Annotated in this window: 17 protein-coding genes and 1 pseudogene; 7 read left to right on the top strand and 11 right to left on the bottom strand. The window is 74.9% G+C overall.

Translation table 11 applies throughout. From position 1 onward, the window contains the following. Positions 1–330: 330 nt before the first annotated feature. Positions 331–1,596, bottom strand: a complete 1,266-nt coding sequence (locus tag HCJ93_RS05930) for a PP2C family protein-serine/threonine phosphatase (RefSeq protein WP_167991729.1) — start codon at positions 1,594–1,596, stop codon at positions 331–333. Positions 1,597–1,715: 119 nt separating this feature from the next. Continuing rightward, on the bottom strand, positions 1,716–2,468 hold the full coding sequence (locus HCJ93_RS05925) for an IclR family transcriptional regulator (protein WP_167991728.1): 753 nt from the start codon (positions 2,466–2,468) through the stop codon (positions 1,716–1,718). A 164-nt stretch (positions 2,469–2,632) separates the two neighbouring features. Here HCJ93_RS05925 and HCJ93_RS05920 point away from each other — a divergent pair. After that, positions 2,633–3,246, top strand: a pseudogene (locus HCJ93_RS05920) (DUF998 domain-containing protein). Between the two features lie 42 nt (positions 3,247–3,288). Here the strand turns inward: HCJ93_RS05920 and HCJ93_RS05915 are convergent. From HCJ93_RS05915 to HCJ93_RS05905, 3 genes are all read right to left on the bottom strand, one after another. Beyond that, positions 3,289–4,098, bottom strand: coding sequence for an ABC transporter permease (locus HCJ93_RS05915; protein ID WP_167991726.1), 810 nt, complete (start codon positions 4,096–4,098; stop codon positions 3,289–3,291). Beyond that, the gene (locus HCJ93_RS05910; protein ID WP_167991725.1) at positions 4,095–5,108 is read right to left on the bottom strand and encodes an ATP-binding cassette domain-containing protein; all 1,014 of its coding nucleotides are present in this window, start codon (positions 5,106–5,108) and stop codon (positions 4,095–4,097) included. Before HCJ93_RS05910 ends, HCJ93_RS05915 begins: the two co-directional genes overlap by 4 nt. Before the next feature lie 163 nt (positions 5,109–5,271). Then, positions 5,272–6,243 (bottom strand): MerR family transcriptional regulator, encoded by a 972-nt coding sequence (locus HCJ93_RS05905; protein ID WP_167991885.1) that lies wholly within the window; start codon positions 6,241–6,243, stop codon positions 5,272–5,274. 94 nt (positions 6,244–6,337) lie between these two features. Between HCJ93_RS05905 and HCJ93_RS05900 the strand changes: the two genes are divergently transcribed. Then, the gene (locus HCJ93_RS05900) at positions 6,338–7,867 is read left to right on the top strand and encodes an alpha/beta hydrolase (RefSeq protein WP_167991723.1); all 1,530 of its coding nucleotides are present in this window, start codon (positions 6,338–6,340) and stop codon (positions 7,865–7,867) included. 61 nt (positions 7,868–7,928) lie between these two features. On the opposite strand, the gene HCJ93_RS05895 is transcribed toward HCJ93_RS05900, so the two are convergent. After that, a complete protein-coding gene (locus HCJ93_RS05895; protein ID WP_167991721.1) occupies positions 7,929–8,144 on the bottom strand; it encodes a hypothetical protein in 216 nt (71 codons plus the stop codon). Positions 8,145–8,314: 170 nt separating this feature from the next. Between HCJ93_RS05895 and HCJ93_RS05890 the strand changes: the two genes are divergently transcribed. Beyond that, positions 8,315–9,499 (top strand): NAD(P)/FAD-dependent oxidoreductase, encoded by a 1,185-nt coding sequence (locus HCJ93_RS05890; RefSeq protein WP_167991720.1) that lies wholly within the window; start codon positions 8,315–8,317, stop codon positions 9,497–9,499. Here the strand turns inward: HCJ93_RS05890 and HCJ93_RS05885 are convergent. Both HCJ93_RS05885 and HCJ93_RS05880 read right to left on the bottom strand, forming a co-directional pair. Then, on the bottom strand, positions 9,486–11,042 hold the full coding sequence (locus HCJ93_RS05885) for a DUF4139 domain-containing protein (RefSeq protein ID WP_167991718.1): 1,557 nt from the start codon (positions 11,040–11,042) through the stop codon (positions 9,486–9,488). The genes HCJ93_RS05890 and HCJ93_RS05885 overlap by 14 nt on opposite strands. 7 nt (positions 11,043–11,049) lie before the next feature. After that, positions 11,050–13,323, bottom strand: a complete 2,274-nt coding sequence (locus HCJ93_RS05880) for a DUF4139 domain-containing protein (protein WP_167991716.1) — start codon at positions 13,321–13,323, stop codon at positions 11,050–11,052. A gap of 288 nt (positions 13,324–13,611) precedes the next feature. Between HCJ93_RS05880 and HCJ93_RS05875 the strand changes: the two genes are divergently transcribed. After that, positions 13,612–15,705 carry a SpoIIE family protein phosphatase gene (locus HCJ93_RS05875; RefSeq protein ID WP_167991715.1) on the top strand — a complete coding sequence of 698 codons (2,094 nt, stop codon included), beginning with the start codon at positions 13,612–13,614 and terminating at the stop codon, positions 15,703–15,705. 57 nt (positions 15,706–15,762) lie between these two features. Here the strand turns inward: HCJ93_RS05875 and HCJ93_RS05870 are convergent, their stop codons facing one another. Continuing rightward, positions 15,763–16,593, bottom strand: coding sequence for a hypothetical protein (locus HCJ93_RS05870; RefSeq protein WP_167991884.1), 831 nt, complete (start codon positions 16,591–16,593; stop codon positions 15,763–15,765). A gap of 258 nt (positions 16,594–16,851) precedes the next feature. Between HCJ93_RS05870 and HCJ93_RS05865 the strand changes: the two genes are divergently transcribed. The 3 genes from HCJ93_RS05865 (at position 16,852) to HCJ93_RS05855 (ending at position 20,961) form a co-directional block, all read left to right on the top strand. Continuing rightward, positions 16,852–17,373, top strand: coding sequence for a MarR family winged helix-turn-helix transcriptional regulator (locus tag HCJ93_RS05865; RefSeq protein WP_373563558.1), 522 nt, complete (start codon positions 16,852–16,854; stop codon positions 17,371–17,373). Between the two features lie 189 nt (positions 17,374–17,562). After that, positions 17,563–19,632 carry an MMPL family transporter gene (locus tag HCJ93_RS05860; RefSeq protein ID WP_167991882.1) on the top strand — a complete coding sequence of 690 codons (2,070 nt, stop codon included), beginning with the start codon at positions 17,563–17,565 and terminating at the stop codon, positions 19,630–19,632. Between the two features lie 132 nt (positions 19,633–19,764). Further along, positions 19,765–20,961: a T6SS phospholipase effector Tle1-like catalytic domain-containing protein gene (locus tag HCJ93_RS05855; protein WP_167991713.1), complete on the top strand. Its 1,197-nt coding sequence runs from the start codon at positions 19,765–19,767 to the stop codon at positions 20,959–20,961. A gap of 58 nt (positions 20,962–21,019) precedes the next feature. Here the strand turns inward: HCJ93_RS05855 and HCJ93_RS05850 are convergent, their stop codons facing one another. Both HCJ93_RS05850 and HCJ93_RS05845 read right to left on the bottom strand, forming a co-directional pair. Beyond that, a complete protein-coding gene (locus HCJ93_RS05850) occupies positions 21,020–25,312 on the bottom strand; it encodes an nSTAND1 domain-containing NTPase (RefSeq protein WP_206317013.1) in 4,293 nt (1,430 codons plus the stop codon). Between the two features lie 5 nt (positions 25,313–25,317). Continuing rightward, on the bottom strand, positions 25,318–25,701 hold the full coding sequence (locus HCJ93_RS05845; RefSeq protein ID WP_167991712.1) for a CU044_2847 family protein: 384 nt from the start codon (positions 25,699–25,701) through the stop codon (positions 25,318–25,320). Between the last annotated feature and the right edge of the window lie 59 nt (positions 25,702–25,760).

Raw genomic sequence — 25,760 nt, 5'->3', positions numbered from 1 at the left:
GGGAGAGGTGGTCCGACTGGAGGGCCGATCGGGTGATATGACCGGTGTGCGGCGTCGCCGATTCGCGCGGGGGAGCCGATCACGCTAGAGTCGATCCCGGCCCCACGGGAGCAACACCCTTGAGGGGGCCGCGCGTTGGTGGTCCAAGGAAAGACGCCTCGCTTCCCGCGGGGAGATGCAGGTGCAAGGCCTGCCCAGCGCTCCGAGGGCGACGTACCCCGGCTTCCGTGCTGCGGAGGCCGGGGTTCGTCGTGTTTCAGGGGGCACGTGTCCGGTGCCGTCGTGGCCGGGGGCGCATGCCCCGGCGGGGGCACGGTGGCGACGTCACGCTCAGGCCGCGGTCTCCGTGCTGCCGAAGCCGTCGCCGAACGCGTCGAGTTCCCTGGGGGCGCCCGCGCCCCGGCCGCCCGCCGGCGGCGTGCCGTCCTGCGCCGCGCCCGCCGCCTGTGCCGACGGCACCGGCTTGCGGAGGAGAAGGAGTGCCGCGTCGTCGTGCAGCCGGCCGCCGACGTGACGCAGCAGCTCCTGGTGCAGGGCGGCGACGGTGCGGTCCGGCTCGTCGCACACGTTCCGGGCCAGCCCCTGCGCGAGGGGGTAGAACTCCCGGTCGGCGTCCCGGGCTTCGGTTACCCCGTCGGTGTACAGCAGCAGCTGGTCCCCGTCGCCGAAGGGCAGCGTGTGCAGGCAGGGCGCCTCTCCCGACAGGGCGCGCAGTCCCAGCGGCGGCGTCGGCCGGACGGGCACCACCGCGGTCACCTCGCGGTCGCGGACCAGCAGCGGGGGAGCGTGGCCGCAGTTGACCACCTCCAGGTGCCCCCCGCCCGGGTACCCGGCGACCACCGCGGTGACGAAGTCGTCGGGCCCCAGGTTCCGGGCCAGGCTGCGCTCGATCCGTTCGACGACGTCGAGCAGTTCCGGTTCGTCGTGCGCCGCCTCGCGGAAGACGCCGAGCACCAGCGCGGCCGTCCCCACCGCGGGCAGCCCCTTGCCGCGAACGTCCCCGACGATCATCCGCACGCCGTGCGGGGTCTGGATCAGCGCGTAGAGGTCGCCGCCGATGCGGGCCTCCGCCGCGGCGGCACTGTAACGGACGGCCACCTCGAACGGGCCGACCCTGCCGGGTACGGGGGCCAGCAGCGCGTGCTGCGCGGTCTCGGCGACGGACCGCACGGCGGCGAGCACGCGCTCCCGCCGCCCGCGCAGGGCACTGGCCAGGGCGCTGGCCAGCGTGACGGTGACCAGCGCGGCCAGGATGACGGTCAGCTCCCGGCCGGGCACCCCGCCGCGGACGCCGGTCGTCGCACCGGCGACCGTGGCGAGCAGGCCGACCCCCGTCACCTGCCGCCACCCACTGGTGGCGGCCGCCAGAGCGGGGCCGGTGGCGAGCAGGGGCAGCCACAGCATCCCCCTGCCCCCGAGAATGTCGACGAGGACGACGACGCAGACGACCAGGAGGGGCAGCGCAGGCGTGGTGCCGGCCCAGTGGGCCAGAGCGCGCGTCCGGGGCGACGACTCGCGATCCGTGGTCCTGCTCCTCTTCCCGCTGCGCAGCTTCGGCAGATGGCCGTCGTCACCATGCTGTCGGGCGTGCCTCATGTGGTGTCTGCAGTCCTCACCGGCAGCGCAGCGGGCGCCGCCTAGTAGATCTGTCCGGCGGATGTCCTCTCATGTTCAAGCAAACCCGGACATACCGTATTGCTGCAAGAGTGCCGATTTCAGATGGTGAGTGACAGGTTGCGGGTGACCCGGCCCGCCGTGGGGATCAGCAGCCGGCGCACTTCGTCCAGCCGGATCAGGCGCTCCGTGCGCATGGAGACACCGATCGAGCCCAGCCGGCCGCCGCCGTGGACGGGCACCGCGACGCACAGGGTGCCCAGCGCGTACTCCTCCCGGTCCATGACCGCGGGCTCCTCGGGGTCGGCGTCGAGCCGGCGCAGCAGCTCCCGCTCGCTGGTGATGGTCCGCGGGGTGAGGTCCTCCAGGCGGTGCCGGGAGAGGTAGTCCCGGCGGGAGGCGTCGTCCAGCTCGCGCAGTACGGACTTGCCGAGCGCGGTGGCGTGCCCGGCCTCCTCGAACCCCACCCACAGGTCCACCCGGGGCGCGCGCGGCCCGTCGACGATCTCGGCGATCCGGATCTCGCCGTCCTCGTAGAAGGTGAGATACGCGGCCGCGGCCAGCTCGTCCCGCAGGGCCGCGAGCGCCGGGCGGACCCGGGCGAGCAGTGCCTGCGTGCGTCCGCCCTCGTGCAGCGTGCGGAGCTGGTCGCCGAGGACGAACCCGCCGTCGTCCAGCTTCTGCAGATAGCCGTCGTGGACCATCGTCCGCAGCAGGTGGTACGCGGTGGCCGGCGGCAGCCCCGTCTCCCGCGCCAGCTGCTTGGCCGGTGCGCCGTTCTCGTGCCCTGCCGCCGCCTCCAGCAACCGGAAGGCGCGCTGCACGGAGGTGATCAGCGTGGGACCGCCGCTCATGGGTCAAGACTGCCCCCGTACATCGTCCGGAGCAACGCGGGGCCGCGCCCGGCCGCCACCGGGACGCCGGCCCACCGGACCTCCCGGACGCCTGCCCGCCGGCGGCCGGCCGCGCTCTGCGTGTGCACCGGGGCGGGCGATTCCGGATGATCTACGGTGATCCGATGCGACGTGTGCCGTGGTGGACCCTGCTCTCGTCGGGACTGGCGCCCGTGGCGCTGACCGCCGGCTGGGTGGTCGCGGGCCTGATGGCGGGCAGCTCCTACGACCCCGCCACCCAGACCATCAGCGTGCTGGCCGCCGACGGCGCCCCCGGAGCCTGGGTGATGACCGCGGCCCTGGTCGTCCTCGGGCTGTGCCACCTGGCCACCGCCTGGGGCTGAGGCCGGCCGCGCTCCCTGGGCGGCTCACCCTGGGCGGCGGTGGGGCGGCGGCCGTGGTGGTGGCGCTGTTCCCGGCGCCGAGCAGCGGGGGCTCCCTGCAGCACGGTTCGCCGGCGGCGGTCGGATTCGTCCTGCTCGCCGTGTGGCCGGTCCTGGCCCACGACCCGGACGGCACGGCGGCGTGGGCGCTGCGCCGGGGCCCCTGCCTGGCGGCGACCGCGGTGATGGGCCTGGGCGCCCTGTGGTTCCTGTTCGAGATGCAGCGGCACGGCGCCCTCGGCGTCGCGGAACGCTTCGTCACCTTCGTCCAGTCCGTCTGCCCGCTGCTCGTGGTCGTCTCCTGCCTGCGCCACCAGCGGCTGCGCAGCCCGGTGGCGTCACGGTCCCGGGTGTGACGACCCGGCAAGACGCCTCTCCCGGCGGGCGCGGGCGTGAGCTCAGACCTTCGCCCGGTACGCCCGCATCGCCAGCGGGGCGAACACCGCCGCGATGCCCACGGCCCACACCAGCGACCACATCACCGGCTCCGCCACCGGACCGCCGACCAGCAGCCCGCGATAGGCGTCGGACAGATGCGTCACCGGATTGACGTCGCTCCAGGCCTGCAGCCAGCCCGGCATGGTGTCCACGACCACGAAGGCGCTGCTGGCGAAGGTGATCGGGAAGATCACGGTGAACGAGAACGCCTGCACCTTCTCCGGGTCCCCGGCGAGCATCCCGATGAGCACCGCCGTCCAGGAGGCCGCGGCCGCGAACACCACCAGCAGCAGCGCGCCCAGCAGGAACCCGCCGGGCCCGCCGGTGATCCGGAACCCCATCAGGGTCCCGATGCCGATCATCAGCAGCATCGCCCACACATGCTTGGTGAGGTCCGCGGTGATCCGGCCGATCAGCGGCGCCGACCGGGCGATGGGCAGGCTGCGCAGCCGGTCGAACACCCCTTTGGTCAGATCGGTGTTCAGCGCCATCGCCGTGTACACCGTCATGAACAGGGTGTTCTGGACGATGATGCCGGGCAGTGCGTACATCAGGTACGCCTCCGACGAGCCCGCCATCTGCCCGCCCAGCACATAGGTGAACAGGAACACGAACATGATCGGCGTGACGCTGTAGTCGACCAGTTCCAGCGGGTTGTGCTTCGCCGCCACCAGGCTGCGCCACGCCATCGTCAGGGTCTGGCTCGCCCAGGCCAGGGGCCGCACCCGGCCCGGGCCGGTGAGCGGGGCGGCCATCGTCGCGCCGGTCATCGTGCGCTCACCGCCCTCTCCGGCTCGGCGGCCCCGGCGCCCTCGGCGTCGTCGCTCTCCGCGTCGTCGTCCGTCCGCGGCTCCGCCCGGTGCCCGGTGAGGGCCAGGAAGACCTCGTCGAGCGAGGAGCGCCGCAGCGCCAGCTCGCCGACCCGGACGCCGGCCCCGTCCAGCCGCCGCACCACCGTCGGCATCAGCTCCGGGTCCTTCACCGGGACGGTGATCACCTCGCCCTCGATCCGGGTGTCCGGCCCGGCCGCCTCGCTCACCAGAGCGTGCACCACGGGCAGGTCGGCGGGGCCGAGCGGGCGGACCTCGAGCACCTGACCGCCCACCTCGGACTTCAGCTGGTCGGGCGTGCCCTCGGCGATCACCCGGCCGCGGTCGATCACCACGATGTCGTCGGCCAGTACATCGGCCTCGTTCAGGTACTGGGTGGTCAGCAGGGCGGTGGTGCCGTCGGCGACCAGACCGCGCACCATGTCCCACAGCTCGCCGCGGCTGTGCGGGTCGAGCCCCGTGGTGGGCTCGTCCAGGAACAGGATGCTGGGCCGCCCGACCAGACTGGCCGCCAGATCGAGCCGTCGCCGCATGCCGCCGGAGAACGTCTTCACCGCGCGTCCCGCGGCGTCGCTCAGCCGGAACCGGTCCAGCAGCTCGCGGGCCCGCGCCCGCGCGTCCCGTCTGCTCATGCCCAGCAGACGGCCGATGAGCAGCAGATTCTCCGTACCGGTGAGATTCTCGTCGACCGCCGCGTACTGGCCGGTGAGGCCGATCAGCGAACGGACGGCGGACGCCTCCCTGACGACGTCGTGTCCCGCCACCCGCGCGTGCCCGCCGTCCGGCGGCAGCAGCGTGGCGAAGATCCGTACCGCGGTCGTCTTGCCCGCGCCGTTCGGACCGAGCACGCCCAGCACCGAACCGGTCCGGGCCGCCAGATCCACCCCCGCCAGGGCCTCGGTGTCCTTGAACCGCTTGACCAGGCCCTCCGCCTGGATCGCGTAGGTCATGGGATTCCCCTTGCGGCTCTCGCGCTGTCGCGGACGTCGCCGTTCGGCGCCCACCTCTTCCACAACTGTGACGCACGCCACTGACATTCCTCTCGGCGTGCACGCGAGGGCGCGCACCTCGGGCGGCCAGGGGCTCCGCCGGCACGGCGCGGGCGACTGCGGCTCAGGCGTCCGCCGCCACTTGTCCGCGCAGTGCGGTGAGCAGCCAGTCGTGGGCCGCACCCGGGGTGGGCTCCGGCCGGCCTCCCGGCGCGGTGGCCACCACGGAGGCCAGCTCCCAGTACCCGTCCAGCCGGGGGTCGATGGCCAGCTGCCCGGCCAGCAGGCGGCGGAAGTCCGGCGTGTCCCTGGTGCGGTACGCGGCGGCGTACGCGGCGACGAAGCCGTCCAGCGCCTCCCCGGGCCCCGGCGCCTCACCCCGGCCGATCCGGACGCCCGCCAGCCGGTACGCCTCGTCGAGCCCGGCGTACAGCACGGCCGCTCCCTCGGACCCGGCCGCCTTGTGCGCGGCGGGCTGCGGCTGGGCCGCGCCCGAGCAGGGACGGGACACCAGGGCGTGCAGCCGGGCGAACGCGAGCACCTGCCCTGGTGCCGGATCGTCCGGCACCTGGGGGACGGCCACCTGCAGGAAGGCGTCGACCGCGCGGGCCGGCATCCGCGGCGGCAGCCAGCCGCGCCAGAACCGCGCCAGCGGCGCCGTGCTCGGCGGCACCTCCACCGAGCCGATCAGCATCAGCCGCTCCGCCCGCTCACCGGGCGGGCACTCGTGCACCAGCCGCAGCGCCGCCTCCCGCCACCGCAGCGCCCTCAGCTCGGAGCCGAGCTCGCGAAGCCGTCCCGCGACGGCGCTCTCCAGTGCCCCGCCCGCCCCGTCGCGTTCGCCGTTCTCCTCCCGCCGGTCCTGCTCGGCGAGGATCCGCCGCACCTCGGGCAGCGGCACGCCGAGGGTGCGCAGGGAACGGATCAGCCGCAGCCGCTCCAGCGCGCCGGGGCCGTAGCGGCGATGCCCGCCCGCGCTGCGCGAGGCCTCCGGCAGGAGCCCCTGGTCGGAGTAGAAGCGGACGGTCTTGACGGTCACGCCCGCGTGCTCGGCGAGCTCGCCGATGCTCCACAGACCGTCGTGCGCCATGGACAGTTGAACCTCCCTCAGGGGGAGTTCCTACGGTACCGGCCGGTGCGGGCCCGGGGCCGATCCGGGACCGCTGACGACGATCTGCCGAGGAGTCTCCATGACCGTCTTCATCCTGGTGCCCGGCGTGTTCACCGGCCCCCGCATCTGGCGGGACACGGCCGCGCGGCTGACCGAGGCGGGCGCCCACGCGCACCCGGTCGCCCTCACCGGGCTCTCCGGCGACCGCACTCCCGTGCCCTCCGGCGTCTCGCTGGAGACCCACATCGAGGACGTGGTCGCGGCCCTGGACACGGTGTGGTCGGCCTTCGGGCAGAAGATCGTGCTGGTCGGCCACGACTACGGGATCCACCCCGCGGTGGGTGCCGCGGACCGCAGGCCGGACCGCATCAGCCGGATCGTCCACCTCGACGCGGGGTTGCCGCGGGACGGCGTCCCCGCTCTCGCCGCCGTGCCCGACGGCACGGTCCGCGCCGAGGTGGCCGCGCGCGCCGGGAGCGAGGGACCCGACGGCGAACTGCCGCCGCCGGAGGGCGAGGGCTGGGCGCGCTGGGGGAGCGTCCAGGGCCTGTCCGCCGCCGCGCTCGACACCCTGGCCGCCCTCGCCGCACCGCAACCGCTCGGCACTCTGATCCAGCCGCTGCGCCTGACCGGCGCCGCAGCGGCGCTGCCCACCACGGGCGTCCTGTGCACGGGCAACGGCACCGGCATCGAGATGGTGCAGCGTCTGGTCGACTTCGGGGACCCCGCCCTGCAGGTGCTGGCCCGCCCCGAGGTGACCTTCTTCGAACTGGCCACCGGGCACTGGCCGATGCTCTCCCGCCCCGGCGAACTGGCCGAGGTGCTCCTGGAGGCCGCCGCCGGCGAGGGCCACCGGCTCCAGCCGGTCGGCGCCGGTCAGCTCCCGCCGCACCTGCGGCCGTTCCTGCTGGACGTGCCCGAACGCCCCCGGGAGCGCCACGGAGCGGTCGACCTCCATCTCCCCGACGGCGACGGACCGCACCCGGCAGTGGTCTTCGTGCACGGCGGTCCGTTGCCGACGGACGCCCGCCCCACCCCGCGCGACTGGCCCGCCCTCAGGGGATACGCGCAGTACGCGGCATCCGAGGGCGTGATGGGAGCGGTCCTCGACCACCGCCTGCACGACCTCTCCGCCTACCCGCTCGCCGCCGCGGACGTGGCCGCCGCCGTGGAGCTGGTGCGCAAGGACCCGCGCGTCGACGCCGACCGGATCGCCCTGTGGTTCTTCTCGGGCGGCGGACTGCTCAGCGCCGACTGGATCGCCGCGCCCCCGCCGTGGCTGCGCTGCCTGGCGGCCACCTACCCGGTGCTCGCGCCGCTGCCCGGCTGGGGTCTGAACGACGGCCGGTTCCGTCCGGTGGCGGCGCTGGCGGACGCCGGGGACCTGCCCCCGTTCGTCCTCACCCGGGTGGGCCGGGAGTCGCCGGAGATCGCCGCGACCGTGGAGCGGTTCCTCGCCGCCGCCGAGGGCCGGGAGCCCGGCGTCGAGATCATCGACGTGCCGGACGCCCCGCACGCCTTCGAGACCCTCGACCACAGCCAGGAGGCGCGCGAGGCCGTGCGACGGGCGATGCGCACGGTGCTCACCCACCTCCGGCGGCGCGCCTGACCCTCGTCGAGAAGCGGCAGGACGCCCGACCCCCGTCGAGAGGCGACAGGATTGGGGTGGGCTATACCGCGTGGCGCGCCAGCACCCGGCGGGCCGCCTCGGCCTCCGCCGCCGGCGGCGACAGCTCGTCGAGCGTGTCCAGTTCGTCGTCGCTCTCCAGTTCGCGTTCCCAGGCCGCCGCGAGCCGCTCCTGATCCTCGCGCGGTGCGGAGCCGACGTCCTCCCGGCGCTCCGGGGCCAGTGCCGCCAGGAATCGTCCGACGGGATCGGTCACCATGCCCAGCTCCTCTCCTCGAGTGCTCTCGGCTGGACCGGCGGCCCTGGCGCCGTCCGTCCGGCATGGCACGGCGGCATCCGGCGGCCGCTCTCACGTCCAGTGTCCCGCTTGCGGGAGGTATCGAATATCGATAGATTCCCATCGTCATTCGATCGAGAGGTGCTGCCGTCATGCCGATATCCGTCGCTGCTTCCGACCGTCAGGGCGCCGAGACCCGCACCGACGTCCTGGTGGTCGGGGCCGGGCTGGCCGGCCTGCACGTCGCCACGCTGCTCGCCGGACGCGGCCACGACGTGCTCCTCGCCGAACGGCGCACCCGCCTCACCGGGGCGATCCGCACCACCGGGATCTTCGTGCGCAAGACGCTCGACGACTTCCCGTTGCCCGCCGCCCATCTCGGCCCGCCCATCCGCCGCGTGGTGCTCTACCCGCCCGGCCTCGACCGCCCCGTCGACCTGGTCAGTGACCGCGACGAGTACCGGGTCGGCGACATGGGACCGCTCTACGCGTCGGCCGCGGCCGACGCTGCCGCGGCCGGCGTACGCGTGGCGCTGGGCACCCGCTACGCCGGCCGCGAGGGGGACGGCACCGTGCGCCTGATCGGCCGCGACGGGCCCCTGACCGTCCGCGCACGCTTCGTCGTCGGCGCCGACGGCGCCCGCTCACGCGTCGCCCGCGACCTCGGCCTGGACCGCAACCGCCGTTTGCTGGTCGGCGCCGAGGAGGTGTTCGAGGTCCCCGCGCACGACGCACCGCCCGCCTTCCACTGCGTGCTCGACCCGTCGCTCGCCCCCGGCTATCTGGCCTGGGTGGTCGACGACGGCCGGCACGCCCACGTCGGCGTCGCCGGCTACCCCGACCGCTTCCCCGAGGGCCTGCGCCGCGCACTCACCCGGTTCAGCGCCACGGCCCCCGGCCTGCGGGGCGTGCCACGTCCCGGCGCCGTGGAGCGGCGCGGCGGACCGATACCCGTGGGCGGCGTGCTGCGCCGCATCGGCTGCCCCAACGGACTGCTGGTGGGGGACGCGGCGGGCGCCGTCTCCCCGCTCACCGCGGGCGGCCTCGACCCCTGCCTGCGGCTCTCCGAACTGGCCGCGGACGTCCTCCACACGGCCCTGCGCACCGGCAGCAAATCACCGCTCGACCGCTACGACGGGGCCGCGCTGCGCGCCGAGTTCCGCGGGCGCCTCACCCTGCGCCGCGGGCTCGGCCTGGTCAGGACGCCCGCCGCGGCGAGTGCCGCGTTCGCCCTGCTGCGCACACCGCTCGGCCGGGCGGCGGCCGGCCGCGTCCTCTTCGGCGACCGCTCCTTCCCGGCCGTGCGCGCGGAAGGACTGCCGGTCACAGGCCGCTGACCTTGCCGCTCGCCGCGATGTCGTAGACCAGGGTGACGGTGCGGCGGCCGCCCGGAGCCAGCGGGACGTCCCAGCGCACGATGCCGTCCGCGTCGACCGAGTCCGGCGCGGGCGAGCAGGCCTCCTCGCGCAGCCGCACCTCCACCGCGGACACCTCGGAGACCGGGATGCGTTCGCGCACCACGATCACCCGCTCGTCGCGCTCCGAGGGAGGGGAGAAGCGGGACAGGTGCAGCCGGACCGTCCGGGTGGTGAGGGTCCGCCCGGTCAGGCCCGTCTCGCGGGTCTCCTCGGTGTGCCGCAGCACGCGATGGTCGTCCCGGCTGCCGAAGGCCAGCCGGACGGGCGCCTGGGGGGCGGTGAAGTCCAGGGTGCCGCGGCCGGTGAACCCGCTGTCGCGGATCAGGTCCACGGGTCCGGCCAGCAGGGCGTGCCCCGACCGATTGTCGAACCGCACCACCTGGGTGACCAGCGGCGACAGCTCGGGTGCGCAGGCGTACTCGCTCACCGCCGGCGCGGTGAAGGAGGACAGCGGCACCCGGTGGGCGCGGCCGTCCGCCGGCACGGAGACCGGGGCCGGGGAGTGCAGCACCCGCACCTCCCCGCCGTCGTCCACACCCGGCAGGCCCGGCACCGGGGCCGGACCCAGGTCCGAGAGCTCCTCCTCACGCAGCTCCACCTGCACCGTGCGCCGCTCGGTGGGGGAGCGGTCCTGGAGCGTCAGCCGGTCCTCGTCGAGCCGCGGTGGTTCGGTCGAGTGAGCGGACCGCGCGGTGGACAAGGTGAGCCGCACGTCCGACCAGTCCTCGCCGGTGCGCTGCCAGACCACCGCCTCGGTGTCCAGCGTCAGCGAGTCCCCGTCCAGCGCGGCACGGTACGCGGGCCGCCACAGCGCGCACGGAGTCAGATGACGTACCGTCAGCTCCGCCGGTCCCGCAGCGGTGGCGTCGACGGTCAGCTCGATGTGGCCGGTCAGCTCGGCGGGTTCGGTCTCCGCGAGGCTCTTCGCCCGCAGAGCCTCATCGAGTTCGGTGGTGAGGGACGCCAACCGGCCGTCGAGCGACCGCAGTTGCTCGCCGCAGTCCTCGCGTTCCGCGTCCACCCGGTCCAGTTCACGGCTCCAGCGGTCGCGGTCCGTCTCGCCGCGGCCGGCGCCCTCGCCGATCTCCCGCAGCAGATCGGCGGCGAGTTTCGCGAGCAGATCCGCGCGGGCCCGCAGCCGGGCGCGCCGCTGCTTCAGGGCGACCTGCTCCTCCGCCAGGGCCCGCACCCGGCGCCGCAACGCCGAGTCGTCCTCGGCGGGCTCCGGCCCGCGCGGCGTCCAGGTGCGGACCGTCCGCACGTCGAGCACGGTGACCGGGGTCCCGGCGGTCACCTCGGCCTGCAGCGTGCGGTCGACGACCAGCGCGCTGACCGGCCCCAGACGCAACCGCTGGGTTCCGGCCCGCAGTTCGAGCGAGGCGCTGCGCTCGACGTGGGCGCGGTCCTCCAGGCAGGTGACGGCGGTGACGGGAAGGGCGATCGTCTCCGGTGTGGTGGACATGCGTGTGTCAGCTCCTGCGGTTGCCGCCTGCCAGGGCCTTGCCGGCCGGGATACGGATGTCGTAGCCGCCGTCGAGCGTGACGGTGCCGCCCGCGGGCAGTGTGACCCGCCACAGGCGCGTGCCCGGCGCGTGCTCCCCGGCCTCCGCCTGCCTCTCCCGCTGCGCACCGGCCCCGGAACCGGCCTCCTCCGGCGCGCTCCAGTCGGCCCGCTCCTCGATGCGGATGTCCGCCTCCGAGGTCACCGGCACCCGCTCACGCACCTCCACCGCGACCGGCTGCGCCAGCCGGTTGGCCAGCTCGACGCGGACCCGGTGCTCGAGCACGGTGACGTTGTTGCGCAGCCCCGCGGCCGATTCCCGCAGGCTGGTCCTGCGGGTGACCGCCAGGGCCTCGGCCGGACCGAGCCCGACCCGGCACCCGCCGCCCGGAGCGAGCGTCGGCAGCGACGTCGTCGCCAGGTACTCCCCGTCGGCGGTGACCTCCACGGGACCGGCCAGCAGCGCCCGGTCGGTGGCGTTGTGCAGCACCAGCGTCGCGTAGACCGCCTCCTCCACGGACGGCACGCACACGTACTCGGTGCGCAGACCGACCGGGATCTCGGCGACGGTGACGGTGTGCCAGGTCCCGTCCGAGGGGATGTCGGCGCGGGCGGCGGCGTCGTAGCGGTGGTCGAACGAACCGGCCGACTCCCGGGGCGGCACGGCGCGCCCCGGCAGCGGCAGCGCGGCGACCCCTTCCGCGCGCCGGCGGTGCTCCGCGGTCACCGGGTCGACGGCGGCACCGGGCAACAGCAGGCCCCGGCGCCCCTCCGGCTCCTCAGGACCGCTCAGCACCAGGGCGGAGTAGTCGAGCTCCTCGCCGCTCGGCCGCGGCGGGCCGACAGCAGGGGGCGCGGAGGGCGGAGCGGCGGACCCGCCGGGTGCGGACGGCGGCGCGCCGTATCCGGCCGGCGCGCCGTACCCGCCCGGAGCGGCGGGCGCCGCCGGCGCGGCCCGGGGAGGGGGCGTGGCCGTCCGGCCCCGTGCGCCAGGGGCCGAGGTGGGGCCGCCGGGCCCGCCGCGGCCACCGCGGCCGCCGCGCGCCCAGGCCGCGGCTGCACGAGGTCTGGCCCGCGGCGCAGCGCCGTCCGGACCGTCCGAGGGGAGCCCGCCGAATTCCACCTCGTGCTCGAAGAGGTCGTCGAGGGCCTCGTCGCCGTCAGAGGCCCGGCCGCCGGGGGCCGGGGGCGGGGAACCGTACGCGGCCACGGGCATCGGGGCCGGCGGGGGCACCGGAGGCCCGGCCGCCGCGCCCACCGCCGTCTCCCGCGCGCCCGTGGCCGCCCGGTCCCGCGCGCCCGCCGAGTCGTACCCGGCGAACAGATCGGCCAGGCTCGCAGGGGGCTCGCGCCAGCCGGACGGGGCGGGGGCCGGCTGGCTCCGCCCGATGCGGACCGAGCGCAGCCGCGGCAGATCGGTGCGGCGCCGCAGGTCGGCGGTGGCGAAGGCGATGCGCACCCCGGTCCAGTCCTCACCCGTGCGCTGGGCCACCGAGGCGCGGAGCACCAGACGCGCCTCCCCGTCGCCCCGGTCGTGCGTCAGCCGGTAGGCGGGCACCCACAGCGCGCCGGGCACCCCGTACTCGACCTCGATCTCCACCTCGCCGGTGTCGCCGGCGTCCTGGGCGCCGTCCGTGCCGTCGAGGGTGAGCACCGCGCACATCGCGGTCTCCACATGTGCCGCCGGAGCGTCGTTCGAGGCGCGGACCTGCCGGTCCACGGCGATCGCCAGCTCGTGCTCGATCCGGCGCAGTTCCTCCTCCAGCTCCACGAGCCGGGCGTGCAGCCCGGTCAGCCGCTCGTCGACGAAGCCGGCCAGCTCCAGCCAGGCGTCGACCGGGGTGCGCCGGTGCGTGTCGTCGTCCTTCCCGCGGGGCGGCGGCACCGGGCGCAGCGCCTCGACCTCCCCGATCCGGGCGAGCTGCCGGTCGCGCCGGTCCTTGGCCGCCGCGCGCTCCTCGCTCAGCCGCTCCACCTCGCGCCGCAGGGCGTCGGCGGGGTCCGGGCCGGCCGGCTCGGCCTCGACCTCCAGCCGGGCCTGAGTGACGCGCACCCCGGCGGCCCCCACCACGCGCGCCCGCAGCGAGCCGGGGTCGAGGGAACGCGGCAGCCCGCGCACCCGCACCCGCCCGCCGGCCGGCACCCGGCCCCGCGCCCGGCGGCGGCACAGCGCGCCCTGCGCATACACCACCACCGAGTCGAGCGCGGACGCCCACGCCCCGCCACCTGCCTCGACTGCCATGCCGTCCCCCACCCGAGCCGTCTCGCATGCCGAGGGCAGCCTACGCCGGAGGTGCCCGGCACCGCCGGGGTGCCCCGGGTCCGGCCGACCGCGCGGCCGGTGCCGATCCGGCACACGGACCGGCCGCCCGGACCGCGTGTCGCCGGGCCCTCCGGCGGGTCCCCTCGCCGCAGGACCGCGGGTGCCGCATCGTGGTGGGAGCGGCCGCCGCGCCGGAGACGGCCGTACCTGCCTGGTGCGCTGCAGCGGGGGCGCCCGTGAGGTAGGCAGGCAGAGGGAGTGAGTGCGATGAGCCGAGCGGAGCAGCCCTTCGGGCGGGTGGGCGCCGAGGACGGGGCTGCGAGTCCGAGCGGCCTGATGGACCTGCTGGGCGTGGCCGCGGTGCTCGTCGAGCCCGACGGCCGGATCGACATGTGGAGCCCGCAGGCCGAGGAGCTGTTCGGCTACACCCGCGCCGAGGCCGTGGGGCGGTACGCCGCACCCCTGCTGCTGAACCCGGAGCACCGCAGCTCCGTGCTGCGGCTGTTCGCCGAGGTCATGGTGACCGGCCGCGGCTGGGCGGGAGCCATGCCCGTCCGGCACAAGGACGGCGACACCCGGATGATCGAGCTGCGCACCATGCGCCTCACCGACAGCGACGGTGAGCACTTCGCCCTGGGACTGGCCACGGACCGGTCCACGGTGCGGCAGATGGAACGCAAGCTCGCCCTCTCCGAGCGCCTGGTCGCCCAGGCCCCCATCGGTCTGTCCGTCCTCGACACCGAGCTGCGCTACCTGGCCGTCAACCCGGCGCTGGCGGCCATGGACGGCGTCCCCGTCCCCGGGCATCTGGGCCGCCGCTTCCGCGAGGTGCTGCCCGCCGAACCGTACTCGGGCGTCGAGGCCGCGATGCGGCGGGTGCTGGAGGACGGCGTCCCCGTGGTGGACCAGCAGGTGGTGGGTCCCACCGGCACCGACCTGGACGAGGACCGGGCCTGGAACATGTCGCTGTACCGTCTCGAGGACCACCGCGGCCATGTGCTGGGCATCGCCAATGTCGTCGTCGACGTCACCGACCAGTTCCGGGCCGCGCGCCGGGCCGACCGCGCGCAGCAGCGGCTGCGCCTGGTGGCCAGCGGCTCCTCCCGCATCGGCACCACGCTGGAGGTGGAACGCACCGCGCAGGAGCTGGCCGACGTCGTGGTCCCCGACCTGGCGGACCTGGTCGCCGTCGACCTGCTCGACTCCGTCCTGCAGACCGGCCGTACCGGCCTCGGTGAGGGCCCGCCGCTGTTCCGCGCGCTCGCCGTGAAGACCGCCTACCCCACGGACGCCGCCCAGGCCATCGTCCCGCCGGGCCATCTGACCACGTACCACGCCGACCACCCGGCGGCCCGCTGCATCCGCACCCGCCGCCCCCAGCTGATCACCCACGTCAAGGGCGACTTCGCCCGGATCGCCGCCGATCCCGCGGCCGCCCGGCTGCTGGAACGGGCCGGGGTGCACACCGACATGGCCGTCCCCCTCATCGCCCGTGGCGAGATCATCGGCGTGATGGCGCTGGCCCGCGCCCGCAATCCCGTGCCGTTCGACGACGACGACGTCGCCCTCGCCCTCGAACTCGCCTCCGCCGCCGCGCTGAGCATGGACAACGCGGTGCTGCACCAGCACATCCGCAGCACCGCCGAGACCCTGCAGCGCAGTCTGCTGCCCCGGCTCTCGCCCCGCCACCCCGGTCTGCAGATCGCCGCCCGCTACCGTCCCGCGCAGGCCTTCAGCGAGGTCGGCGGCGACTGGTACGACGCCATCCCCCTCGACGGCGACCGCACCGCACTCACCGTGGGCGACGTCATGGGCAGCGGCATCCCGGCGGCCACCACCATGGGCCGGCTGCGCACCGCCACCTCCACCCTCGCCGACCTCGACCTCGGCCCCTCCCTGATCCTCACCCACCTGGACAAGATCGCCCGAAGCCTGGACCCGTACCTGGCGACCTGCCTGTACGCCGTCTACGACCCGCACTCGCGCCGCCTGGTGGTGGCCTCGGCCGGACACCTCCCGCCGGTGTTCCTGCAGGCGGGCAGGCCGCCCCGGCTGCTCGACCTGCGCGTCGGCACCCCGCTGGGCGTGGGCGGCGTCCCCTTCGAGACGACCACCCTCGATCTGAACCCCGGTGACCAGCTGATCCTCTACACCGACGGGCTGGTCGAGACCCGGCACGACCCCATCGACGAACGCCTGGACTTCCTGCTGCGCCAGCTGTCACCGCCGTACGGCTCGGTGGAGGAGACCTGCGACCGGCTGCTCAGGCGCCTGCCGCACCCGGCCGGCCACGACGACGTGGCCCTGCTGGTCGCGGGAGCCCAGCCGCTGCAAACCGACGGCACCGGCCCGCACGCATAACGGTGACACCGGCGGCGCTCACGAGCCGGCGCCGTCCAAGCGGCCGGACCGCTCCGGTCAGGAGGTCGGCGAGGCGGGCGGCGTGCGGCCCGCCAGCACGTCCTTCAGCCGCTCGGTGCCCTGCTGCACGGCGGCCTCCACGGAGTCCTTCTCACCGCCGTTCAGGCCGCCGGCCGTGACCGTGATCGCGTCCGCACCGACCCGCACCACGCCGATGTCCAGGGTGAGCGTGGCCGGCGAGCCGTCGGCCGTGCCCTGGACCGTCACCTCCAGACCCTGCCGCTCGTCGCCCTCGTCGGGCAGCTCGTACTCGACGACCTGCACGGTGCGTTCCTCACCCCCCGCCGCGGTGGCCGTGAACTGGTCGCACTTCTCCGGCAGGGACTCCAGCCAGTTCATCGCGTCGTCCAGATCGGCCCGGTCGTAGGCGGCCACCTGGTACAGCAGCCGCGAGTCGCCCTGGGCGAACCCGGTGAGCGCAACGGCCCCGGACGGCTTGCCGAGCAGCTCCTCGCTGTAGAGACCGTCGAGCAGCCGCTGGCAGTCGGCGGCGTCCGCCTCGGCGGTGACGAAGTCGTCCACGTCCACGTCGCCGATGAGCAGGCTGTCCCGCCACTTCTCGGCGCCGTCCACCCGCGTCCAGTCGTCCTCGATGTCCGCTTCGGTGATCAGTGCCGCCCGCGCGCCCTCCTCGGTCAGGTCACCGGCGGGTGTGCTGGTCTGCCGGGCGGCGGGAGCGGCGGCCCGGGACTCCTTCGGGGACGCGGCGACCCCGGCGGACCGGGTCTCCTCGTCCCCGCCGCCGGAGCAGGCCGCGGTGGCCAGCAGGGCACCCGCGGACAGCGCGGCGGCGAGGAAACGGACGGTGCGGGACGGACGGATCATGATGTGAGCCTCCTGGCAGCACGGACGTCTGCCCTCAGCGCATCACCGGCCGCCCCGGCCGACCAGCGTGGCACGGCCGTCCGGGGGACAGGAGGTCCCGGCCCTTGCCGCCGTGTCCGGCCGGCGGCATCGCGGTGCCCAGCGGCGCCCGGGGAACGGCTCCTGGGACAGCACGGCCCCCACGGTGCGGACGCGCCGGCCCCGTCCCCGTCCCGCCGGGGTGCGGGGTGCCCGCCTCGCAGCCCTCTATAGGCTGATCGTGTGGCCGGAGCAGACAGGGACGACAGCGGGGCCGACCCCGCACAGCCGGCCGCACCCGCGCCGCCGGGCTCCGGTGAGGACATCGCCCTGCACGCCCTCGCGGTCCGGCTGCGGCGGATGAACGGCGAGATCAACCGCCTGGTCCACCGCTTCGCCGCCGAGCGGCGACTGCACGCGACCGACGTCCAGGCACTGGCGGCGATCCTGGACGCCGAGCAGCCGATGACCCCGGGGCGGCTGGGCGAACACCTGGGGCTGACCTCGGGGGCCGTCACCGCCTGCGTGGACCGGCTGGAGCGGGCCGGTCACATCCGCCGGGTCCGGGAGAGCAGCGACCGCCGCGTGGTGCACCTGCACTACGCCGAGGACGCCCGGGAGACCGCCCGCACCCACTTCCGCCCGCTCGCCGACGCCGCCCGCTCCGCGACCCGGCGCTTCACCGACGCCGAGATGAGCGTGGTGCTGCGCTTCCTCGGCGCGCTGAACGAGGAACTCGTCGCCGTCCGTTCACGCAACGACTGAAGCCACCGGGTCCCCGGCCGCCCGGGTTTCCGCCGGCCCGGCGCGGGCATCCGGGTCGGGGCGTATCCGGCAGCCCGCCGTCAGGGGGACAAGGGTGTCGCCTACGATCACGCCGAGATATCTCGATGATCGAGGTTCTTGTTCATCGAGTCAGTCCGGCCGACTGCCTTCGACGCCGCCTGGAGCACCATGTCCCTCACCACCCGACGAGCCCGCTGGCTCGTCCCCGTCGTCCTGCTGATCGCCTGGCTGGGCATCGGCGGCGCGCTCGGCCCCTACGCCGGGAAGCTCGGCGAGGTCGCCACCAACGACCAGGCCTCCTTCCTGCCGCGCAGCGCCGAGTCCACCAAGGTCATCGACGAGCAGCGGGCCTTCAGCCAGGACGAGTCGGTGCCCGCCATCGTCGTATGGACCACGAAGGGCGACGCGAAGTCCGTACAGCCCGAGGCCACCCGGGCGCTGGCCTCGCTCACGGACACTCCGGGCGTCACCGGCAGACCCTCGCCCGCGCTGGTCTCCGACGACGGTGCCGCACTGCAGGGCGTCGTCCAGCTCCGGCCCGACCTGGGCGACGAACTCGCTCCCGTGCTGGACCGGATCCGCGCCACCGCCGAGAAGGTGCCGGACACCACGGTCGGTATCGCGGGACCCGCCGCCACCCAGGCCGACCTCTCCGACGCCTTCGCCGGTATCGACGGCCTGCTCCTGCTCGTCGCGCTGATCACCGTCCTCGCCATCCTGCTGCTGGTCTACCGCAGCCTGCTGCTGCCGTTCGTCGTCATCCTCGGCTCGGTCTTCGCCCTGGGCCTGGCCTGCGCGGTGGTCTACGCGCTCGCCGACCACGACGTCGTCCGCGTCGACGGCCAGGTGCAGGGCATCCTGTCCATCCTGGTGATCGGCGCGGCCACGGACTACGCCCTGCTGCTCACCGCCCGCTACCGGGAGGAACTCGCCTCCCGCGACGACCGCTTCGCCGCCGCCCGCGCCGCGGTGCGCCAGTCCTGGGGCGCCATCGTCGCCAGTGCGGCCACCGTGGCCCTCGGCCTGCTCGCCCTTCTGCTGAGCGACCTCACCAACAACCGGGCCCTGGGCCCCGTCGGCGCCATCGGCATCGTCTGCTCCGTGGTCAGCGCGCTCACCTTCCTGCCGGCCGCCCTCGTGCTGTGCGGTCGCGCCGCCTACTGGCCGGCCAAGCCCCGTACCGGCGACGCACAGGGCGCCACCGGCGGCATCTGGCGCCGGATCGCGCACCTCGTCGACACCGCCCCGCGCAAGGTCTGGGCGTTCGCCCTGGCCGCCCTGCTGGCCTGCGCCGCCCTGGCACCCACGCTCACCTCCAAGGGCGTGCCGCTGGACGAGACCTTCGTGGACGACGCCCCGTCCGTCACCGCCCAGCGGGCACTCGGCGAGCACTTCCCGGGCGGCTCCGGCAACCCGGCGGTGATCATCACCGACGCCGGCCCGCTGCAGAAGGTGGTCGCGGCCGCCCGCGACACCGAAGGAGTCGCCTCCGCGGCGCCGGTGAGCCGCTCCGGCCGCCCCGGAGGGGAGCCGTACGTCGTCGACGGACGCGCCCGCGTGGACGTCACCCTCGCCTCCGCGGCCGACAGCGACGACGCCAAGGAGACCATCGCCCGGCTGCGCGACGCGGTCGGCTCGGTGCCGGAAGCGGACGCCCTCGTCGGCGGCTACACCGCCCAGCAGTACGACACCCTGCGCACCGCCGAACGGGACCGCTCGCTGATCGTCCCCGTGGTGCTCGCGGTGATCTTCCTCGTCCTGGTGGGGCTGCTGCGCTCCGTGCTGGCGCCCGCCCTGCTGGTGGCCACGGTGGGGCTCAACTTCCTCGCCACGCTCGGTGTCGCCTCCCTGGTGTTCACCCACGTCTTCGGCTTCACCGGGACCGACCCCTCGGTGCCGCTGTACGGCTTCGTGTTCCTGGTGGCGCTCGGCGTCGACTACAACATCTTCCTGATGTCCCGGGTGCGGGAGGAGTCGCTGCGCCACGGCGTGCGCGAGGGCATGCTGCGCGGACTGGTCACCACGGGCGGCGTGATCACCTCCGCCGGTGTGGTGCTCGCCGCGACCTTCGCCGCGCTGAGCGTCATCCCGCTCGCCTTCCTGGTGCAGATCGCCTTCATCGTGGCGTTCGGCGTCCTGCTGGACACGCTGGTCGTCCGCTCCCTGCTGGTCCCCGCCCTGGTGCGGGACATCGGCGCCAAGGCGTGGTGGCCGGGCGAACTCAGCAGGAAGCCGTAGCGGCCGCGGCCCTCATGTCCGCCCCCGGCACCCTTGTTGCCGGGGGCGGACTCGCGTGGCGGGGCCACCTGCACGGTGACAGCATGGAAGTGGTGCTCCGAGCCGCTCCGCCCCTCGTGAGGAGGGCTGGACATGACCCAACGTCTGGTCGTCTGCTGTGACGGCACCTGGAACTTCGCGGACCAGCCCAGCAAGACCAATGTCGCCAAGGTCGCCCTGGCGGTGAGCCGGGGCAGCGCCGCGGGCGGGGAACAGCGCGTCCACTACCACAGCGGCGTCGGCACCCGGCGTCGCGAGCGGCTGCGGGGCGGGGCGTTCGGCGCGGGCCTCTCGCGCGACGTCGTCGACGTCTACCGGTTCCTGGTCGAGGCCTACGAACCCGGTGACGAGCTGTTCCTCTTCGGCTTCAGCCGCGGCGCGTTCACCGCCCGCAGCCTCTCCGGGCTGCTGCGGTACTGCGGCGTGCTGCGCCGCGGCCACGCCGACCGCATCCCGGAGGCCTGGGCGCTGTACCGGGACCGCATCGAGAAGCCCAACGGCACGGCGGCCACGCTGTTCCGCCGCTCCTACGCCTATGAGACGGACATCAGGTTCGTCGGGGTGTGGGACACCGTCGGCGCCCTCGGCATCCCGGTCCCGGACGCCGCCTGGCTGGGGCCCGCCGTCGCCCGGTTCAACCGCCGATGGGCCTTCCACAACACGGAGTTGAGCAGCTGGATCCAGGGCGCCTTCCACGCCCTGGCCATCGACGAGCAGCGCTCGGCGTTCCGGCCCGCCCTGTGGCACCAGCGGCCCGGCGTGGCCGGGCAGGGCCAGGAACTGAAGCAGGTCTGGTTCGCCGGGGCACACTCCGATGTCGGCGGCGGATACAAGGAGACCGGCCTCTGCGACATCGCCCTGCTGTGGATGGTGGACCAGGCCCGCCGGTACGGCCTCGAATTCGACACCGAGGTACTCAGCGAGGCCGGACCGAAGGTGATGCGGCCTCAGGAGAGCGTCGACTTCCAGGTCCGGCCGGACACCGCCGGCCCGCTGCACTTCTCGCGCACCGGCCTCTACCGGCTGTCCAGGCCCGCGCACCGGGCGCTGGGTGCGGCGGTGAACGACCAGGGCGAGCCGGACGGGAACGAGTTCCTGGCGGTGCCGGCCAAGGAGCGTTACGACCGCGACGCGGGCTACCGGCCGCCGGGGCTGGAGTGGTACCTCACCGCCCAGGACCGGCTGCGGCTGGAACCGGTGCTGCTGCCCGGCCTCGCCCACGGCCTGCCGCCCCTCCCGCCGGCCCCACCCGCCGGCACGCCCGAGGGACGGCTCCACGAGACGCCATGACGGCCGGCCGTCGACCTCGCGCGGTTCCTGCCGGCAAGGGGTTCGCAGGGCCCGAGAGTCAGGTCTTCCGAGGGCAGACCCGGCCGACCTCCCAGTGCAGACCCCGGCGCTCGTCCTCGCTCAGGTCACGGCCCACCACTGCGCACAGATGGCGCTTCCACAGCGCCGGGTCGAGCCGGAACACCTCCATACCGCTCGCCGTTCCGCGCAGCACCGTCAAGCCGTCCGGCGAGATCGCGTGGAACGTCTGCTCCTCCAGAAAGTCGTAGGCGTCGATCCGGTCGAGGTCGTCGAAGTGGAGGAAGCGGACGGCGGTGCCACTGGCCACCACGAAGGCGGATCTGCCGACCGGTCTCAGCTGCGACTGGTCGGACCGCACGGCGGGCCCGAGCGGTCCGAGGACCCGTCGGGCGGTCCCGCCGCTCACCGACCAGCCCTCGAGCAGCCCGCCCATGGTGGCGACCAGCGCGTGCCGTCCGTCCTCGGTGAATCCGCCGGACACGAAGTCGTCGCCGAAGCGCAGACGCAGGGCCTTGTTCTCCCTGCCGGTGCGGCGGTCGACGGCGTGGACGGTGGGCCGGCCGGGCACATGGACGAGCAGATGCCCGGGCTCGGGGTGGCCGCGGACGAACAACCCGGGTGACGGGCGGTCGGTGAGCCCGATGCGGCGGACGTCGATGGTCCGCTCCAGCCGCAGCCCGTTGCGCGCGTTCCACTGCTCGATCAGGCCCCCGGAGACCGTGAGGAGTTCCTCGTCGCCGAGGAACCCGAAGTAGGGCGGGTCCGTCGCGGCTCCCGGGGGCGGTGCGGCGAGGGTGACCTCCGCGACGCGCCGCAGCGAGGGCAGCTGCCGGATCACCACCTTCCTGCCGTCGACCAGATCGGCCATCAGCGTCTCGGACCGGTTGACCTGCATCCGTGGCAGCGGCCCGGTCAGCGGTGCCGCCGCCGGCTCCCGGTCCACCCGGCGCACCGTCGAGATCCTTCCGCCCGTCGCCGCCTTCCCGACGTGTACCAGGGCCAGATGCTCCCCGCGCTCGCCCTGATGCACCAGCATCAGGTCACCGTCGCCGAGCAGCACCGGGGGGCTGCTGATGGAGAAGGAGGAGGTGGACATCGGCCGGGCTGTCACCGCGATCGCGTCCCACACCAGGGCGACGGGCTTGTCGCGGGTGCCGAGGAGGGGCAGCCCGGTCGTCCTCCCGATGATGGGACCGGTGGCCCGCACCGGCTTCGCGTCCCTGCCCGGTGCCAGCAGCGTCCACCGGGCGCCGGAGTCGTGGACGGCCACGCGGCCGCCGGTCCGGTCCACGGCCAGGTCGCCGCACAGGAACGAGGAGCCGGGCCGGTACCGCATCGTCTCCCGGCCGTCCGTGACCCGAACGGCCCGGTAGACGACCGGGTCGCCGTTCGAGGCAGCCCTGCAGTAGGCCAGCACCCGTCCGTCGCCGGACAACGCGATCCGGGCCACCTCGTCCGACAGGGCCACCTCGCGCGCCAGGGTGCGGGCCCTTCCGGTGCGGGCGTCCACCGCCGCCACCGTGACCTGCGTGTCCGGGGCACCCGGGCCCTGAAGCTGTGTCACCAGTGTGCCCGCGTCCGGGCCGAACGCCACACCGCGGGCCGGCTGCGCCGGCGCGGGGAGCCGGCGGGAGCGTCCGGAATCCAGGTCCCACAGCCACAGGCGTCCGTCGTCCGACACGGCCGCCACACGCCGGGCGTCGGGCGAGAAGGCGGCCAGGCCGGCGGGGGAGCCCTCGGTGTCCGACGCCCGCCCGGGCTGGCGGTAGCCCTCCGCCCGGACGGTCCTGCGCGGACCGAGCACCTCGCGGGCGGCGGGATCCACCTCGTGCCAGGAGACATGGTTCCGGTGCGCCGACAGATAGGCGATGCGGCGCCCGTCCCGGCTCACCAGCGGGGCCACGGCGTTGACCGCGAGCCGGAGATGGGTGCGCACCACCGTGCCGGAGGGCCGTCGCACGAACAGGGTGACGCGGCCGCGTTCCGTGGTCACCAGGGTCACCGACGCGTCGCCACTGGTGGCCACCGCGCGGAGCGTGCCCTCCGCACCGCTCAGGATCCAGTCGTACTCCTTCAGCGCCGCGTACCGGCGCAGCAGGGCGTTGCGGGCCTCGTGCGTGGGCGAGACGTCGTAGGCGGCGACGGCGGTCAGCGAGGCGAGGCCGGGATCCCGCCCCGCCTGCTCGTCGGAGAGGGTGGCCAGGGCGCGGGACCTCGCCTGCGCGTCCAGCTGCTCGCTGATGTGCGACTGGTACACCAGGAAGGTTCCGAGGCCCACCAGGAGCGCCAGCACCAGGGCCACGGCCGTCCACGCCATCCTGGCCCGGGTCCGTGCCGCCCGACGGCGTCGCCGGGCACGAGCGAGGAAGTCCCGTTCCTCCGCGTCGAGTTGGTCCTCCCGGTGGGCCAGCCGCGCTTCGAGGGCGCCGAGCTGGACCGGCCCCGGCAGCAGGTCCGGGGAACGCTCACCTCGCACCCACCGGTCGAGGTCGTGGGCGAGTTCGGCGCGGGCCGCGAGGAACTGGCCGTCCTCGGCGATCCGCTCCCGCAGCCTGTCCCACACCGTGATCAGTGCCTCGTGCGCGAGCTCGGCGGACTCCGGTTCCCCCTCCTGGCCGTGCAGGACCAGCAGCCGGCGCTCGGCGAACCTGCGGGCCAGCTCCCAGCGGACCTCGCCCGCCTCCCGCCGGGTGAGCCTGCGGCGCAGCGGCGTCTCGCTGCCGGGCAGCACCCGCACCAGCCCCGTCAGCAGCGCCCGCGCCTCGCACTCGTCGGCGCCGGGTCCGCCGACGCACTCCGCCCACACCCGGTCGGCATGCCGCCGGAGCGCGCCCAGGACGCCGCCCATCTCCTCGTACGCCGTGGTCGGCAGCCGCCCGCCGGAGCGCCGCTCCCACAGGGTCTGCAGCACGAAGCCGAGCAGCGGCAGCACGCCCGGCTCGCTGCCGGCGTCGTCCAGGATGCGCCGCACGAGCCCGGGGTCGTACTCGACCGAGGGGATCCGGGCGACCGGCCTGGTGACCACCTCCTCGAGCTGGGCACGGGACATCGGTGTGAGCGGAAGGGTCCGCCCGCCGCGCAGCGCGGGGCCGAGCAGCGGATGTCTCAGCACGGCGTCCATGAAGTCGGCCCGCAGGGTGAGCAGTGCGCGCGGACCGGGGCCGGTCCGCTGCGCGAACAGCAGCTCCACCAGCTGGGCCACCTCCTGCTCGGTGCGGTCGAGCAGCGCCTCTGCCTGGTCCAGCAGGACCAGCAGCCGGTCACTTTGCCGGCCGCGCAGCCGGTGCAGGGTGTCCGTCAGCCCGTACGCGGCCAGCATCCGCTCGACCTCGTCCACGCCGGCCGCCCGCTGCGGGCCCGGGCGGTCCTCCCGTACGGCTCGCCACAGTTCGACGGCGAGTGCGGCCCGCGGGGACGCCACCTTGCCGGCGTCCACGACCAGGACCTCGTACCCGTCGCGCCGCATCCGCGGCAGCACACCGGCGCGGGCGAGGGACGACTTGCCGCACCCGGAGGGCCCGTAGAGGGTCACGGGGGCGGCGGTGCCCGAGAGCGCGGTCAGCACGTCCTCGATGTCCCCGGCCCGCCCGAAGAAGACGTCCTCGTCGTCCTCCTCGTACGTCACCAGACCGCGGAAGGGCGAGGGGGGATCGAGGAAGGGCACGAGGTCGGGAAGCTCCCGTGCGATCGTGCCCGTGTGCAGGACGAAGGCCTGGCCGTCCTGCCCGGTCTGCGCGGCCACGACCAGTCCGATCACCGCGTCCAGCTCCTCGTCCCACACGGGACCTCCGCTGAACCCCTCCCGCACATGCGTGGTCTGCCCGTCCGCGCGGGACAGCTGCAGCCACCCCTCGCCGGTGCGCCCGCCGAGCCGCCCCCGGAACCAGATCCCGCCCGGCTCGCCGCCGGTGAACCCCACGGCGCGCGCCCGGTGATGCCACACGTCCCTCACCCACGTCACCGGCAGCGGGCGCGCGCCCTGCGGGGCGGGCTCCCGGAGCCGCAGCACCGCGAGGTCCCCGGACCGGTCGGGGCGGATCGGCACCCAGTGCAGGACCTCGGCGGGCACCTCCGCACCGCGGTCGCCCGCCGTCGCCAGGGGGAACCCGACCCGCACGGTGGTGCCGGCGGCGACCGTGTCCTCCCGCGGCCGGTCCAGCGCGTCGGAGACGACATGGGCGCAGGTCAGCACCAGGTCGGCGGTGACCAGGCAGCCCGCGCCGCCCGGGGTGCCGTGCTCGCCGCCCACCCGGGCCACGCCCGCGGCGGGCAGCTCGTCCGCGCCCGGTGCCGCCGGCCTCGCCCGCGGTGTGATCTCCTGACCCGGCACGAGGCTCAGACCGCCGACTGCGCCGGGACTCCGGACGGGGCCGCCGGTGCGTCCTCGCGCCGGTGCCAGGTCAGGGTCACGGAGAAGTTCGCCGCGGTCGCCGTGCTGGCGATGACCACATCGGCCCCCGCGGACAGCGACACCCCGAACTCCAGCGTGATCTCGTCCGGTGCGCTGGCCAGGTTCCGGAACCGCCCCACGAAGCTCTCCGCCACCGGCCGCACGGCGTCCAGCATCTGCCCGAAGGACCGCTCGGCCCGCGCCACGGAACGGCCCCCTCGGCCCACCCGGACCAGGGCCTCGTCGACCTCCCGGATCTGCACCCGGACCGCCTCGCCGCTGCAGTCGTCCAGCGGCACCTCGACCGTGTGGACCGGCCGATCGCTCATCATTACCTCCGATGCGGGGGGGCTCATTGCCTCCGATGCGGTGAGGCCAAGATCGTAGG

This window comes from Streptomyces composti (assembly GCF_012034205.1).
GTDB classification, from domain to species: domain Bacteria; phylum Actinomycetota; class Actinomycetes; order Streptomycetales; family Streptomycetaceae; genus Streptomyces; species Streptomyces composti.
Note: the sequence above shows the minus strand (reverse complement) of the source record. Positions and strands in the feature narration are given on the sequence as shown.

What these genes read in the sequence shown, in the direction of transcription:
- HCJ93_RS05930 (WP_167991729.1), bottom strand. Translation starts at nt 1,596, where the DNA reads ATGAGGCACGCCCGACAGCATGGTGACGACGGCCATCTGCCGAAGCTG.
- HCJ93_RS05925 (WP_167991728.1), bottom strand. Translation starts at nt 2,468, where the DNA reads ATGAGCGGCGGTCCCACGCTGATCACCTCCGTGCAGCGCGCCTTCCGG.
- HCJ93_RS05915 (WP_167991726.1), bottom strand. Translation starts at nt 4,098, where the DNA reads ATGACCGGCGCGACGATGGCCGCCCCGCTCACCGGCCCGGGCCGGGTG.
- HCJ93_RS05910 (WP_167991725.1), bottom strand. Translation starts at nt 5,108, where the DNA reads ATGACCTACGCGATCCAGGCGGAGGGCCTGGTCAAGCGGTTCAAGGAC.
- HCJ93_RS05900 (WP_167991723.1), top strand. Translation starts at nt 6,338, where the DNA reads ATGACCGTCTTCATCCTGGTGCCCGGCGTGTTCACCGGCCCCCGCATC.
- HCJ93_RS05895 (WP_167991721.1), bottom strand. Translation starts at nt 8,144, where the DNA reads ATGGTGACCGATCCCGTCGGACGATTCCTGGCGGCACTGGCCCCGGAG.
- HCJ93_RS05890 (WP_167991720.1), top strand. Translation starts at nt 8,315, where the DNA reads ATGCCGATATCCGTCGCTGCTTCCGACCGTCAGGGCGCCGAGACCCGC.
- HCJ93_RS05885 (WP_167991718.1), bottom strand. Translation starts at nt 11,042, where the DNA reads ATGTCCACCACACCGGAGACGATCGCCCTTCCCGTCACCGCCGTCACC.
- HCJ93_RS05880 (WP_167991716.1), bottom strand. Translation starts at nt 13,323, where the DNA reads ATGGCAGTCGAGGCAGGTGGCGGGGCGTGGGCGTCCGCGCTCGACTCG.
- HCJ93_RS05875 (WP_167991715.1), top strand. Translation starts at nt 13,612, where the DNA reads ATGAGCCGAGCGGAGCAGCCCTTCGGGCGGGTGGGCGCCGAGGACGGG.
- HCJ93_RS05860 (WP_167991882.1), top strand. Translation starts at nt 17,563, where the DNA reads ATGTCCCTCACCACCCGACGAGCCCGCTGGCTCGTCCCCGTCGTCCTG.
- HCJ93_RS05855 (WP_167991713.1), top strand. Translation starts at nt 19,765, where the DNA reads ATGACCCAACGTCTGGTCGTCTGCTGTGACGGCACCTGGAACTTCGCG.
- HCJ93_RS05845 (WP_167991712.1), bottom strand. Translation starts at nt 25,701, where the DNA reads ATGAGCGATCGGCCGGTCCACACGGTCGAGGTGCCGCTGGACGACTGC.